General features: G+C 49.5%; 13 protein-coding genes. 8 read left to right on the forward strand and 5 right to left on the reverse strand.

What is annotated here, in order from left to right; genetic code table 11:
- Positions 1-58 precede the first annotated feature (58 nt).
- A complete protein-coding gene (locus tag BMW93_RS16110) occupies positions 59-1003 on the forward strand; it encodes a helix-turn-helix domain-containing GNAT family N-acetyltransferase (protein ID WP_090378127.1) in 945 nt (314 codons plus the stop codon).
- On the opposite strand, the gene BMW93_RS16115 is transcribed toward BMW93_RS16110, so the two are convergent.
- Together BMW93_RS16115 and BMW93_RS16120 are read right to left on the reverse strand one after the other, a co-directional pair.
- A complete protein-coding gene (locus BMW93_RS16115) occupies positions 1000-1593 on the reverse strand; it encodes a Uma2 family endonuclease (RefSeq protein ID WP_090378130.1) in 594 nt (197 codons plus the stop codon). The genes BMW93_RS16110 and BMW93_RS16115 overlap by 4 nt on opposite strands.
- A 78-nt stretch (positions 1594-1671) precedes the next feature.
- Positions 1672-2925, reverse strand: a complete 1254-nt coding sequence (locus tag BMW93_RS16120) for an asparagine synthetase B (protein WP_090378133.1) — start codon at positions 2923-2925, stop codon at positions 1672-1674.
- Between the two features lie 146 nt (positions 2926-3071).
- On the opposite strand from BMW93_RS16120, the gene BMW93_RS16125 reads away from it, so the two are divergent.
- Together BMW93_RS16125 and BMW93_RS16130 are read left to right on the forward strand one after the other, a co-directional pair.
- Positions 3072-3659: a Crp/Fnr family transcriptional regulator gene (locus BMW93_RS16125; protein WP_090378136.1), complete on the forward strand. Its 588-nt coding sequence runs from the start codon at positions 3072-3074 to the stop codon at positions 3657-3659.
- Positions 3660-3761: 102 nt separating this feature from the next.
- Complete coding sequence (locus BMW93_RS16130; protein WP_090378139.1) at positions 3762-4547, forward strand: alpha/beta hydrolase; 786 nt, start codon at positions 3762-3764, stop codon at positions 4545-4547.
- A gap of 65 nt (positions 4548-4612) precedes the next feature.
- Here BMW93_RS16130 and BMW93_RS16135 read toward each other — a convergent pair whose 3' ends face one another.
- Positions 4613-6328 carry a hypothetical protein gene (locus BMW93_RS16135; protein ID WP_090378142.1) on the reverse strand — a complete coding sequence of 572 codons (1716 nt, stop codon included), beginning with the start codon at positions 6326-6328 and terminating at the stop codon, positions 4613-4615.
- Positions 6329-6601: 273 nt separating this feature from the next.
- Between BMW93_RS16135 and BMW93_RS16140 the strand changes: the two genes are divergently transcribed.
- Positions 6602-8059 carry a hypothetical protein gene (locus BMW93_RS16140; RefSeq protein WP_090378145.1) on the forward strand — a complete coding sequence of 486 codons (1458 nt, stop codon included), beginning with the start codon at positions 6602-6604 and terminating at the stop codon, positions 8057-8059.
- A gap of 219 nt (positions 8060-8278) precedes the next feature.
- On the opposite strand, the gene BMW93_RS16145 is transcribed toward BMW93_RS16140, so the two are convergent.
- Together BMW93_RS16145 and BMW93_RS35450 are read right to left on the reverse strand one after the other, a co-directional pair.
- Positions 8279-9862 carry an amidase gene (locus BMW93_RS16145; protein ID WP_090378148.1) on the reverse strand — a complete coding sequence of 528 codons (1584 nt, stop codon included), beginning with the start codon at positions 9860-9862 and terminating at the stop codon, positions 8279-8281.
- Positions 9863-9910: 48 nt separating this feature from the next.
- A complete protein-coding gene (locus tag BMW93_RS35450; RefSeq protein WP_177194100.1) occupies positions 9911-10057 on the reverse strand; it encodes a hypothetical protein in 147 nt (48 codons plus the stop codon).
- 569 nt (positions 10058-10626) lie between these two features.
- Between BMW93_RS35450 and BMW93_RS16155 the strand changes: the two genes are divergently transcribed.
- From BMW93_RS16155 to BMW93_RS16170, 4 genes are all read left to right on the forward strand, one after another.
- A complete protein-coding gene (locus BMW93_RS16155; protein WP_090378154.1) occupies positions 10627-11616 on the forward strand; it encodes an FAD:protein FMN transferase in 990 nt (329 codons plus the stop codon).
- A gap of 63 nt (positions 11617-11679) precedes the next feature.
- Positions 11680-12171, forward strand: a complete 492-nt coding sequence (locus BMW93_RS16160; protein ID WP_090378157.1) for a DUF421 domain-containing protein — start codon at positions 11680-11682, stop codon at positions 12169-12171.
- A gap of 161 nt (positions 12172-12332) precedes the next feature.
- Positions 12333-12944, forward strand: a complete 612-nt coding sequence (locus BMW93_RS16165) for a TetR/AcrR family transcriptional regulator (protein ID WP_090378160.1) — start codon at positions 12333-12335, stop codon at positions 12942-12944.
- 56 nt (positions 12945-13000) lie between these two features.
- Positions 13001-14317, forward strand: a complete 1317-nt coding sequence (locus BMW93_RS16170; protein ID WP_090378163.1) for a TolC family protein — start codon at positions 13001-13003, stop codon at positions 14315-14317.
- Positions 14318-14456: the final 139 nt, after the last annotated feature.

Raw genomic sequence — 14456 nt, forward strand, 5'->3', positions numbered from 1 at the left:
CCGTTTGGTAGTTATGTAGTGTACTACGTATATTTGAACCAAAATAAAATTTAGGGAGATGAACATTTTCAACGAAGTAGGGGCCCTTGCAATCTCGACGCGTTTACAGCGACTGAGCGATCAGTTCCGGAGGGACGGTGTACTCATCTACCAGCATAACGGGATCAATTTCGAGCCGAAATGGTTTCCGGTCGTTTATGCGCTTCACGCGAAGGAGGCATTGGGTATCATGGAGCTTTCGGAGGAGATCGGTTATGCACATCCTTCTACGATCAGCCTTTTGAAAGAACTGGAAAAGGAAGGGTTGGTAGAGTCGTTCAAAGACCAACGCGATGAACGGAAGCGGATGGTGCGGCTTTCCGCGAAGGCTACTGCGCTCGTGACGCAAATGCAGCCGGTCTGGGAAAAGATCCGGAAGACCGCCGAACAGATTATAGATAATGCAAACAATCTTTTACAAGCCATGGACGAGACAGAATACCAATTGAAAAAAGAAGGATTTTTTGAACGTTACAAACGAATGGAAAACGAGGAAACCAATGCTGCAATCCGCATTGTGGATTATCAGCCGGAACATGCACAGGCATTTTACGAGCTTAACTACGCCTGGATTTCCGAAGCTTACGAGGTAGAGCCGGAAGACGAAAAGACATTATCAGACCCGGAAGCCTACTATCTCAAAGACGGCGGTGCGATCCTGATCGCATTATACGGCGACGAGCCCGTAGGTACGTGCGCGTTGAAACGGGAAGGCGACATCGTTGAAATGAGCAAAATGACCGTTTCAAAAACGATGCGGGGCAAGAAGATCGGTGATTTGCTGGGTAATGCGGTAATTGAAAAAGCGCGAGCATTGGGCGCCAATAAAGTAATTCTCTATTCCAACCGCAAAGGCTCGGCGGCGGGGATTAACCTGTACAAAAAGCTGGGTTTCGAGGAAGTGCCGCTGACGGGGCATAACTTCAAGCGTGCGGATATTAAGATGGAGTTGGGGCTGAACTAGTTAAATATCTTTTCCAGGTCTATTTTCAGCTCTGGGAAAATGGATGATTGTACTGATTCAACAGCTGGCGGCATTCCGACATATTTGCCTTCATCATTGAGTATGTATACCAACACAGCGCTTTGGGACGGCTCAACGAGCCAATATTCCTGAACACCGGATTCCTGGTACAGTTCGAATTTGTTATGCATTTCCGTCTTGGAGTTGCCGGGTGATAGAATTTCAACGATTAAATCCGGTGCTCCCAGGCAACCGCGATCGTCTAGTTTCGACTCGTCACAAATGACGCAAAGATCCGGCTGGACTACGGTGTAAATTTTTTGATCAGCTATATTTTGGTTCTTTTTTGGTAGCCTGACATCGAAGGGAGCAGGAAAGGCCTGGCAATAGTGATTTTCAAAATAGCCGCCTATTCTCAAATGTAATTTCGCCGAGATTTTCTGATGTGTAGTGCCCGGCGCTGGCGACATTTTAAAAATTTTCCCTTTGATAAGCTCAACGCGCTCCTTGAATTGCCAAAGCAAATAATCGGCATAAGTATAGGTGCCGTTCAGATCTAGTTGATTGATATCGGTTACGATTGCAGGCATAGCACGATCTTTTAAGTAAATCTACCCAAAATCCTGCCGGAAGTCAATCATGAATGAGCAGCCGCCCCTTCCGAATGATCAAGTCTTCCGCTTCTTCTTCCGTGCGGAAGGGAACAGTACATTGTTCAATATGAGCCGGTAACCTGGTGAGTTGGGGTAGAGGTTGAGGTCGGTGGGCATGCGGCGGCCGCCTCCGCCGCGGCCTTCGGGATCGTGGCCGCCGTAGAAGGTCCATTGGCCGCGGCCAAGTTCGCCGTAAATGTAGCGGTCGGAGTTGCTGCTGGTGCCCATCACGAGCGAACTCGGCTTGACGGTGTATTTGGAGAATGCGGTGGTTTGCCCGAAGAATTCGCGGATCAAATGCTCATGGTTTTGAACGAGCATGGCCGGAATGACATCCCATTTGGCCGAAAAGTCGAAAAGGGAGAAATAGGCCTCGTTTTCACCCCAGCCGCGGTAACGGCCCGCGGCGGAGTTGATGTCCGAGAAATTCATCCCGTCGTATTCGTCGAGTTGGAGCTTGAAATTGTAGAATGCGAATGTCTTGTCAAAATCCAGTTTGGACTGGGCGTCAGGGTCAATGCCGTCGCCATCGAGGTTATCGACGATGTCCACGCCTTCGGCTGCCAGCGCAATGTCGAACGTTTCCGCGCCAGAGCACATCGCGAACAGGAAACCGCCGCCCGCACAGAATTCTTTAATGGCTTTGGCAACCGCCAGTTTCATTTTGGGCACTTTGGAAAAACCATATCGACTGGCAATGGCTTCCTGGGCTTTGATATCGGCCTCGCTCGTGCGACGCAGGTTTTTACCAAATTGGCCCGTAAAATCTTCATGGTGCAAATGCAGCCAGTCGTATTTGGGAAGATCGCCGCGGAGAATTTCTTCATCATAAATCACTTCGAAAGGGATTTCGGCGTATTTCAGCACGAGCAATACCGCGTCGGTATTTTCAAACTCGGCGGGGCTGATTTTAATGGGCGAATAAACCGCGATCTTCGCTGCTTTAAACAGTTTCACCACATCCATATTCACATTCGGACTGCTGATCTCGCTCACGATCTGCGCACTTGCAGTCTCCGAAAGTACTTCATAGGAAACCGCCCTCAGTTTGCATTCATTTTCAATGGATTTGGAATACTGAACTTTAAAACTGCCCCCGCGGTAATTGAGCAGCCATTCCACTTCAATATCCCCTTTCAGCAGAATATATGCCAGACCATACGCCTTCAAATGGTTGGTCTGGGTATTGTCCATCGGGATCAGGATCTGGTTTGCGAGGCAGATTTGCGACAGGAAAACCAACACGAGCGGTAGAATCTTTCTCAGCATAGTAAGAAACGTTAGAAGTCCGAAGCTGCATCGTCAGGGGAGGTGTATCAAATTTAACGAATAATCGAGATTTTAGGTAGCTGGTTCTGAGGTTTTTGTGGTGTCTCTGTCTATTTTTGGAAAATACCTCTACTCACCACCTGCCCATGACCGAAACACAAATCCTGAACTACGCGCTGAATCAGTTCGCGGGAATCGACGCCGATGCATTTGAACTGTCGGCGCCCTACTGGCAACGAAAGACTTACAAAAAGGGGGAGTTTTATAATGAATACAAAAACGTCTGCAAATACCTTGGTTTTATCCTCGATGGCGTGTTCAGGACTTACTATATCGATGAAGAGTCGGCCGAGGAAAAGAATGTTTTTTTCTACTCCAAAAACCAGGTGGTGGTAGCGTATAAGAGTTTCGTGACCCAAACACCGTGCAGCTATTACACCGAGTCGATGACGGAATCGACGATTTTGTACATTCATATCAACCACCTCACGGAATTATATGGGCGGTCACATCATTGGGAGCGGTTTGGGAGGCTGGTGGCGGAAACGGCATTTAACCTGGCGATGAACCGTGCCGAAGAATTCATGTTCCGTTCGCCCGAGCAGCGCTATCTCGAACTGATCCAGAACCATCCCGATATTTTTAACAACGTCCCATTGTACCATATTGCCTCTTACCTGGGCATTCAGGCGCCTTCTCTCAGCCGTATCAGAAAAAGAATGGTGGGTAAATGACGATCTTAACTTGGGTTAAGAATATAGTCGGCTAACGTGCTGAATTTTGTCATGTCCAAAGCGGAACACTAAACAAAATTCAACTTTTAACCGATAGAAATCATGAAAGCCAATAACACCAAAACCGTCGTATTTGTAACAGGTGCATTTGTAAGCCACAATGGCTGGGACCAATGGAGAACCTATTTTGAAAGCAAAGGTTACACTACCTACGCACCCGCCTGGCCGCACAAAGACGCGCCCGCAGCCGAGCTGAGAGACAGACAACCCAACGATACCGCGCTTGCCGGACTTACATTCAAAGAACTTGTTGACCACTACGCCAATTTTGTAAAATCTTTACCTGAAAAACCCATTATCATCGGCCACTCGCTGGGCGGATTGATCACCCAGATTTTGATTAACCGCGACCTGGGCGTTGCCGGTGCCGCTATCCACCCCGTACCGCCACAAGGTGTGATTCCTTACGAATTCTCCTTTCTGAAAGCAGGTTACAAAGTATTCGGCTTATTCACTTCTCTGAAAAAAACTTACCTGATGTCGCTCGCCGACTGGCAATATGCATTTACCAACGGCATGACGCTGGAAGAACAAATGAAAACCTGGGAAGAAAATGTGATCCCCGAATCCAAAACCGTAGCCCGCGGCGGTATCACTTCCGCAGCCAGCGTGGATTTCAAAAAGGCGCACGCCCCGTTGCTGATCACTTCCGGTGAGTTTGATAACATCATTCCGGCTTCGTTGAACCTCCGTAACTACAAAGCCTATAAACAAAATGGCTCCGTGCTGGATTACAAAGAGTTCCCTGGCCGTAACCACTTCGTTTTAGGTCAGCCTACCTGGAAAGAAGATGCCGATTACATCCTCGAATGGATCAGCAAACATTAAAAACCGCTTCCGGACCAAAGCGCAGCGGCCGCCGCGGAGGTTGGGAAACCGTTTTAAAATGTACGTCACGAAAAGCGGATCACGTGCTTGAAAGGCGTAAATCCGGTGAGATAAACAGTAGGAGCTTCCATCGCCGGCAAGGCACCCCGTAATGCAATGTTCTTGTGCAATGCCAATCCCGGACCGAAGCTGATGGTATCTCCCCCCAATTCGTAAGAGCCGGTTGCCTCTTTCAGTAACCACGAATCTTTGGTGTTTTCAATTTTGGAAACACCTTTGAGCGTTCCGCCCGGTCTGAAAATCAGTTCCAATGCAGCCGGTACGCGCTCGGTACCATTCGTCACCACTTCGATTTCCATCCCGCCGGAGGTCTCCCGGATGATCACTTTCGTTTCCAGGATCTGTACCTCACTCTGCGGCCTGAAATTCCGCGGCATTTTCTCCCAATCGCCGTCCGGTGCAATGGATTCTTTCGGGTAAGGTTGGAAATAGGGCCCGTCGAGTTTCTGCGTAAGCACCCATTCTTTTCCGTTTTCATGAACCTTCTCGGACTGAAACTGGCCTTTCCCAAAAAATGAAGAAGCAAATCGCACGCCTTGCAACACGGCATTTCCTTTCATAAATGTAAACCACACCGGATTATTGGCGATCAGCGTGCTATCCCACCGGTCCCTGCGGATGCGCACGAGGCCGGAATTCGGGAACGTTTTGACATAGTTGACCGGTACGGGTTTCTCGGCAGGGAGCTCAGTCCAAAGTGAAGGATCGGTCAGGAAATAGTCTGCAAATCCGGTGGTTTTGAGGCCTGCGGTCTTTTCGATTAACCGGCACATCGCCGCATATTGCCCGTTCCCGTCCTTGATGGCGAAGTAGCGGTAAGGATAGTAGTAATTTTCCAGCGTTCCCACGACGGCCTTGTCCTGCCTCCCGGAAGCGTCGGTCACGATCTCGCCATTGGGATGCACGTAATACATCGTCATGTCGAGGTTTTTGCGGACGGCGTCGAAGAGTTCCGGTTTTTGGAGCCCTTTGCCAATGGTAATGAGCAGGCGGTCGGTGAGGGAAGAATAAATGAAGGTACTTTTCTCGTTGTACTGCCCGTCGCGGTCGATGTCGATGTGCTCGGCCAGCCATTGTTCGGCCCTCGCCACATATTTGGGGTTGGGCCAGAGCTCGTTCAGTTTGGTCAATGCGGCCGATACTACCCAACGGTGGTTGGGCGTGTGAATGCCGCCCACGCTCAGCGCGTCGCCCCCGCGTATGAGGAAGGTTTTCAGGTTCGAGAGCATTTTATCGGCTCCTTCGGTTCCCGATTGTTCAATGAGTTTATAAGCCATTGTGAGCCGTTTTACAAGGAAACCTGTATCGGGCGTCGAATGGAAATTGGTCGAAAGCAGGTCGATGGTACCGTCGCTATGCTGCGTTTTCACCAGGTACAATGCAGCCAGGTCCATATCGGCGAGCAAGTCTTTGGATCGGTAGTATTTTGACGACGGAGAGAACAAGCCGCTCGCGCCGTATTGGATCAATGCGGAGGTACTATGCGGGTTGAGCAGGTCGAAACCATCGCGTAAGCCGCCGAGGTCCGGGCTTTTGGAATCTTTTTCCTGGTAAGTCAGCAGGGATTCGATGCTCTTGTCGGCCTGCTTCACGAGCGTTTGCAGCCATTCGGGCATGGTGTCCGCTTTTACGCGGCGGGGTACAATCCCGCCGATTGCAGGAATAGCAGGTAAAGCGCAGAATGCCAATGCACTATTTCTCACAAATTCTCTTCTGTCCATGAAGGTCGGGTTAGGTATTTCCGCAGAAAAGAACCAAAACGCCGTCGGTTACTTGCGATTTCGGGCAATGTCGCAGGATAAATGCTGCTCCGGTTGCGAAATGGATTGCACAACGGCGTTCTATTTTTGGTATATTTATATTAAAATGAAATTAACGTTGCAACGGTTACATAGAGGCTGTTGTCACTATTTAATGACAAGATATTTCTATTATTTTTGTCGGATTTTTTTGAGAAACACATAGAGACTAACCAATTGAATGCCGGTTACTGAATGAAAACAACTGTACTTCGCAATTTGAGTCTGGGTTACCTGCTGCTGCCAAACCTGATTTTCTCCATCAGCTGGTTCAGGATGCCCATTTCGGTGTGTCTGGTCGTGGGGCTTGCGTTTATGTACGGCATCAGCTATCAGCGTGAGAAGACGCTAAAAACCGACCTCGCCACCCGCCACATGGTCGAGATCGCATTCATTTCGCTCGCGATCATCGCTTTTTCGGGAATAGGAGGTTTTTGTTTCCAGGCGTTCGACTTCTGGGCACATAATTCTAAATACTATACACTCTACAACCAGTCGTGGCCCGTCACTTTCAAGGAGAATGGCCGTTATGCCTGCCATTATTTCGGCTTCTTTCTGGTTCCCGCGCTGATTTCGAAAGGGTTAGGGGAGCTTTCAGGCATTGCATTGTACGTGTGGGCGTCGCTGGGGCTTTTTATTGGCATTTGCTGGATCTTTATTTTTACCCGGAAGAGCTATCTGGCACTGGTATTTTTCCTTTCGCTGGGCGGGGTCGGCCACGTTACCAAAGTACTTTTCCTGCATGCGATCGGGCTCAATTACCATGTGCCGCCGTTTTTTACGGAGATATGGCCGGTACTGTACCAAACGCAATGGGCGCCTAACCAGCTCATTCCGATCATCATCGTATCGTGCATTCTCTTCCATGACTACGTGTATATCAAAAAGCCGGAAAAGAGCTTTCTGGCCGTCATTTCTATATTCATCTGGGGTATATTCCCGTCGATCGTCTTCGTGATCATCTTCGGAATGCTGATCATCCTGCGCTACTGCAAAGAGCCGCGGTATTTTCTCAAACCCGGGCCAATGCTTGATCTCTTTGTGCCCGGACTGCTTTTTTTACCCACATTCTTTTACTTTTTGCAGGGAAAAAACTCGGTTATATCCGGCTTCATCTGGCAGTTCAACCCGTTGAACGAGATCGCATTCCACTATTTCTTCGGCGTCGTGATCGACCTCGCGGTGCTGTACGGAATTGTGTTGATATTGAAACTCCATAAAAGCCAGTATGCCGGCGTCATCCATGGCCTGTTTCTGCTCCTGATCGCCATTTCGCTCTTCCGGATGGGTAAATGGAATGACTGGTTCCTGCGTGGAAGCACGCCTGTACTCACGCTCCTGTCGCTTTTCATCCTGCACCGCTTTGCCGAATGGGCCAAAGAACACCCCGGCTGGTACAAGATGCGCATGGCATACCCGATCATCATTTTTCTCGTACTCGGCTTGGTGGTACCCATTTCGCACATCAAGCGCGCATTGACGGAAAATGTGGTCACCCAATCACTCTTCCCCGAAAAAGTAAAATTCACGCCCTATCCTTATAATCAGTACGAGGATTTCTACCAAACGGGAAAGGCTATCTACTCGCAGCAGGAAGCAAACCAGTTCCTGGGACAGAAGGGATCGTTCTACGAAATGTACTTGGCGCGGTGAGGCCTGGCGTGTCAGGAATGGTCATGTTTGGTCAGGAATGGTCATGTTGGTCAGGAATTGTCAGGGGTGGTCATGTTTGGTAAGGAATGGTCATGTTGGTCAGGAATGGTCAGGGATGGTCAGGGATGGTCAGGGATGGTCAGGGATGGTCATGTTGGTCAGGGATGGTCAGGAAAGGCCATGACTACACCTGACCACGCATGACAACAAATTCCCCCGTCAGCCATTCCCGACGCTCCGCATATACCCTGGTGCCACGCGGTTGTGCGATGCCTGCTCGTATGCGTACGCGATGCGGATTAGTTCCGGTTCCTGGTAGGCTTTTGCGAGAAATGAAATGCCGACGGGCAAGCCGCTAAGCATGCCCATCGGCAAGGTAATGGATGGGAAGCCCGACAATGCGGCCGGTCCGTAGGAGCCGTAACCGGTCCAGAAATCACCGTTGACGAGGTCGGTGCACCAGGCGGTGCCGGTGGACGGACCGCATAATGCGTCCAGTTTGTGCTTGTCGAGCAGGTCGGTCAGTGTGTTGGCCACACCGTTGATTTTTTCCAGCGCATCTTTATATTCTTTGGAGTCCAAATCCCCTTTCGCCTGCGACTGCGTGAAGAGTTCCTGCCCGAAATAGGGCATTACCTTCGCTTTGTTGGCATTGTTGAATGCGATTAGCCCTTCAAGCGACTTGATTTTCGCATTCGATGTGGACAGGTAGCGGTTGATACCGTCTTTAAATTCATATTGCAACACCAGCGATTCTGCGCCGGGGAGCCTCTGCAACTTCATATATTCCACCTCCACGATTTCGGCGCCCGCCGCTTTGAGCTGTTCCATTGCCTTGCCGAGCAGCGGATCGATCCCCTCGTGTACTTTCATCAGCGATTTTTCGATGCCGATGCGTTTTCCTTTCAGTCCGTTCGGGTCGAGAAATGCGGTATAATCAGTTGGGAGGGATTGCGGGACTTTATGCTGAGTAATATCGGTGGGGTCCTGGCCTGCCATGGCGCCGAGTAATGCCGCCGCGTCGGCGACGGTCCGCCCAAACGGGCCGGCGGTGTCCTGCGTTTTCGAAATAGGGATCACGCCGCTCCGGCTCACTAGTCCGACCGTCGGTTTAATGCCAACAACGCCATTCATGGATGCAGGGCATGCGATGGAACCGTTCGTTTCGGTGCCCACGGCCACGGCGCAAAGGTTGGCCGCGACCGCCACAGCCGAGCCGGAGCTCGATCCGCAAGGGGAACGGTCGAGTACATACGGGTTCCGTGTTTGTCCGCCGCGGCTGCTCCATCCGCTCGACGATCGCGTGGACCGGAAGTTGGCCCATTCGCTGAGATTGGTTTTCCCCAGGATCACCGCCCCGGCATCCCGCAGGCGCCCCACAAGGAAAGCGTCTTTCGAAGCCACATTGTCGATCAATGCCAGCGAGCCGGCGGTGGTTTTCATCTGATCGGCGGTGTCGATATTGTCTTTGAGGAGCACAGGGATACCGTGGAACGGCCCGCGGATTTTGCCCGATTTGCGTTCCTTGTCCATTGCTGTTGCAATGCGGAGCGCCTCAGGATTTATTTCAATTACGGATCGGAGCTGCGGGCCGGTTTTGTCTATCCGGGCGATTTCATCGAGGTAATGCCGGGTTAATGCCAAAGAAGTCAGCCTGCCGGCCTTCATGCGTTTTTGCATTTCGGCGACGGTCATTTCTGCATACTCGCCGGGAGCCGCAGCACCGGCCGGGCGGGCGAATGCGGGCATAATCGTCAATAATCCTGCTGCCGAGCCAAGCCGGATGAAGCTTCTTCTTTTCATGGGAGTGAATAGCCGGGTTATGTTCATCCGCAATATAGAAACTTCTTTTTATTTGGGCGGCGGGGGGCCTGTGAGCTGCTTCCAGATCCACATGATCAGGAGCAAAGGAGACAGGATAATGGTCGTCAGCACGGTGGCTGCGCCAAGGATTCCGGCAAAAAGAATTCTCAAAAAAGCAGCAAAAAAATTATTCATGAAATCGGAGGAGGTCTGTTGATGTAAAATAAGTTTTATAACTGGTTACAAACAGTGGAAAATGTTTCTATCTATTGTAGAATCGATGCTACTAACTAGTTTCTTGCTTGTCGTTAAATGTCTATAAATCATTAAATTAGATCCTAAAATAAATATATTTTATTGGACTGGCATGGTTATTTTTTGTAACTTTATTAATGAAAATTATAGTTAAATAATTGCAATAGCATGAACTTCTTATCGAACGTGGTTGGGTATTCCGGGAAGTTATTTTTTGCAACTATTATGTTTTTCGCAATGATTATTTCGACTGTTATTTCCCTGCCGTTCATAGGCGCAGGAATGATTAAAGATGCGATTAATGCACATCATCATCACGCTGAGGAAAGCAATCTGATAGACGAGTATAGCGATTACTAGTATATACTTACCGGAAGCAAAAGGGGTACGGACGGGAGGTCCGTACCCCTTTTGTCGTTATAGGGCCCATTACACATTATGCTCCGGCGGCTGCCTGCGAATTGCCCGAAATGAAGTAATTTGCCGCTCTATTACCTGCATTTACTTCAATGACCTCATTTTCAAAGCACTTTCTTTTCTTATTTCTCAGCTGCCTGATCGCGTACGCATTCCCGCTACACGCACAGGAACAGCGTTATACCTTCGAAAAGGGACTGATGGGTTCGCCTTTCAAGCTCGTTTTGTATGCCCAAAATGACTCGATCGCCAAAGTTGCGGCGGATAATGCATTCAAAAGGGTGGAGGAACTGAACGAGATCATGAGCGATTACCGCGACGGTAGCGAGATTAACAGGCTCTCGGCAACGTCTGGGAGCGGGAAATGGGTGCCGGTCAGTAAAGACCTTTTCGACATACTGGCTGTTTCGCAGGACATCAGCGCCAAAACAGGCGGTGTTTTCGACGCGACGCTCGGTCCCGTGGTGCAAATGTGGCGCCACGCGACACGTAAGGGTATTTTCCCGCCCGAGGACGAAATCCGCGACGCGCTCGCGCGAACCGGTTATACCAAACTGAAAATGGACACGAAAACACGGAGCATTATGCTGACGCAAAAAGGAATGCGGTTGGACATAGGTGGCCTGGGCAAAGGTTATGCGGCCGAAGAGGCCATTAAGGAAGTCAAGAAGCTGGGGATTACTTCGGCCATGATGGACGCGGGAGGGAAAATCGTCTTGACGAACCCGCCTCCGGGCACGAAAGGCTGGAATATCAATGTCTCCAACGGCAGCGATTCGCTGAAAGCCATGCAGCTATCCAATGTGGCACTCGCAACTTCGGGCCCGACATACCGCTTCATGGAATACAAAGGTGTACGCTATTCGCATATCGTCGATCCGAAAAGCGGTATCGGGTTGCTTTTTCACGTGCGCACTACCGTTATTTCTCCGGACGGCACCGTGGCCGACGCGCTGGCGACCGCATTCAGTGTCGCCGGCATCGACCAGAGTAAAAAGTACCTCAAACGTTTCAAAGGCAGCAGGGTGTGGCTCGTTGAAAAACAGGGCGACCGCGTAGCCGAGTGGAATATGCTTGAATAAATCCGGTCGGCCGGGTAGCTGGTTTGTTTTTTGCAGATAAGGAGAAAACGAACAGATACCCTTATGGAAACTATTACCCAACTCTTCGGGGAGGGCGAAAACCAGACCGTTTTCCAGATGTCGCTCCGGGCGGTGGTGATTTTTATCATCACGCTCCTTCTTCTTCGCATTGCCGGAAGGCGCTCTTTCGGCATGAAATCCCCCTTCGATAACATCATCGTGATATTGCTCGGCGCGATCCTGAGCAGGGCAGTGGTAGGTGCGTCGGAATTTCTGCCGACCATCTCAGCCGCTGCGGTAATCGCCGTTTTGCACCGTCTTGGCGCATGGCTCGGGACATTACATCTTCGTTTCGGGGCGGTCATCAAAGGTCAAAAAATCATTCTTTTCCGCGACGGGAAGCTTGACCACGACAATATGCGTCGCGCATTGGTCAGTGAATCAGATCTTTATGCGTGCCTGCGTAACGCTATGCATGTCGAGAGTTTTGATACGATCGAAAGCGCGTACATGGAAAATAATGGCCAGATCAGCTTTGTGAAAAAGTCGGGGTAATAGGATTTAAGCTATAAATATTAGTTTCAAATGTATATTTTAAATGCTTGTTTAAATTTATCATTTAAAACATTTGGCATTGTAATTTCAATTGCACAACTTTGATCCGTTGATTCAATAAGCGGCTGCATTCATTAACAAAAACCTAACACACCAGAATCGTGAAGTGCGTTACAGAAAAAAGTGAAGACAAGATAAGGGAAGCGGCGAAGCGTGTTTTTCTGAAAAAGGGTTTTGATGGTACTACCTCGCGTGACATCGCGAAGGAGGCCGATATGAATATAGCATTGACCAACTACTATTTCAGAAGCAAGGAGAAGTTGTTTCTTGAAATTTTCAAAGATGTGCTCGAAGAATACTTTCAGAGCATGCTCACGATCCTGAACAAGGACATCGATATAAAGGCGAAGATTTCGGAGCTCATCGACAACGATTTCGAAATGATGAAAAAGGAGCCGGACCTGGTGATTTTCATCATGAACGAGATTCACAAGTCCCCTCAGCGGCTGTTTCCCGATATGTCGGTGTTCCGGCAGGTAAGGGAAACTTATCTCAAAACGCAGTTGGAGGAAGGGGTCGCGAACGGAACGTTACGCCCGATGCGCCTCGAAAACATCCTTCCGCTGATCAAATGCGGCGTAGAATTCATCTTCATGGGCAAGGAAATCCATAAGGAGCTTTTCATGATGAACGACGAGGATTTCGGGAAATACGCCGAAGAACAAAAGGAGCACATTAAGGCAATGGTGTGCAACTATCTGGTGATCGGGTAGCCATTTTTTTTGCCGCTTCATTAAACAAACATTTAAAATAAACATTTGTTCTAGCCATGAAACACCTGTTCCATGTCACGGGGATGCTATGCCTGATGCTTTTTCAGCAAACACAGGCGCAAGAGTACGACCTCAACCAATTACTGGATCTGGCCATGAAAAACGATTTCAGCGTGCAGGCGGCCAGGCTCGACGAAGCGAAGACGAATGCGAAGATCGACGAGGTGCGTTCGGCGTTGTTACCAAGCCTGAATGTATCGGGGGATTATAAGCGGTATTTCAAAATTCCGGGCCAGGTAGTACCGGCGAGTGCATTTGGCGGGCCGGAAGGGGAGTTCACAACGCTGGCCTTCGGGTTGCCGTATAATCTCTCTACTACCGCACAAGTGACTCAGGCACTGTACAATCCGTCGGTGAAATATGCGTTGAAAGCGGCGAATCTGAACCGCGAACTGACTTCGCTCAGTACGACCAAAACCAGGGAAGATGTGGCCTATAATGTAACAGATGCCTATTACAACCTGGTTACTGTTGTTCAGCAAATGGCTTTCCTCGACAGCAACCTCATCTCGCTCGACCGGCTTTACAAGGTTTCGGATTTGTTATATCAAAACAAACTCGGTCAGCGCGTGGATGTGGACAGGATACTGATCAACAAAACCAGCACCGAAACCCAGCAGGCGACGTTGAAAGACAATTATAGTCAGCTGGTTAACCTTTTGAAATACTACGCAGGAATCCCTCAAAGTGATTCTATACGTATATCAATAAGCGTTCGTGATGTGGTGTTGCCGGTTTACGCCGATTGGGACAAAACGAGGCGTACGGATGTGGCGTTACTGCAAAAACAAAAAGACCTTAACGAATTGCAGGACAAGAATATACGATCGGGCCTGATACCGACTGTGAATGCTTACGGTGTAGCCAATATGGCATTCTACGCACAGGGTGGCGAGAACTCGACCTTCCAGGATGTGCCGGGTTACTGGGCCGGTTTGCAGCTCAACTGGAATGTATTCGACGGACTGGCGCGGAAAGCGAAACGCAGCCAGAATATGATCGACAAGCAGAAACTGGATGTGCAGCTGAAACAAGTTCGGGAGGTGATTCAAATGGAGGAAAACAATGCCCGCAACAAGTTCGGGGTGGAGCAGAAGAACATCAATGCCAAAAAGGATCAGGTAGCATTGGCGGAGAAGGTGTATAAACAAATCCAGCTGCAATTCAAGGAAGGAACCGTGTCGCTCACCGACGTAATCCAGGCCGAAAACAGCCTCCTCGACGCCCAGAGCAACTACCTGACCTCCCTCGTGCAGCTCCTGAAAGCCGAACTGGAATGGAAAAAAGCAACCGGGCAACTGGTTCAGAAATAAAACAATACTTCATCAACGACTAGAAACAATGATTGAATGATTGAATGATTGAATGAGTGAATGAGTGAATGAATAGAGCATACATTCAGCTGTTCGGCTCGCATATGCTTAGCAAATAAATATTCAGTCATCGCTCCCG

Origin of the sequence: Dyadobacter sp. SG02, from assembly GCF_900109045.1 — a bacterium.
In the GTDB taxonomy this organism is placed as follows: domain Bacteria; phylum Bacteroidota; class Bacteroidia; order Cytophagales; family Spirosomataceae; genus Dyadobacter.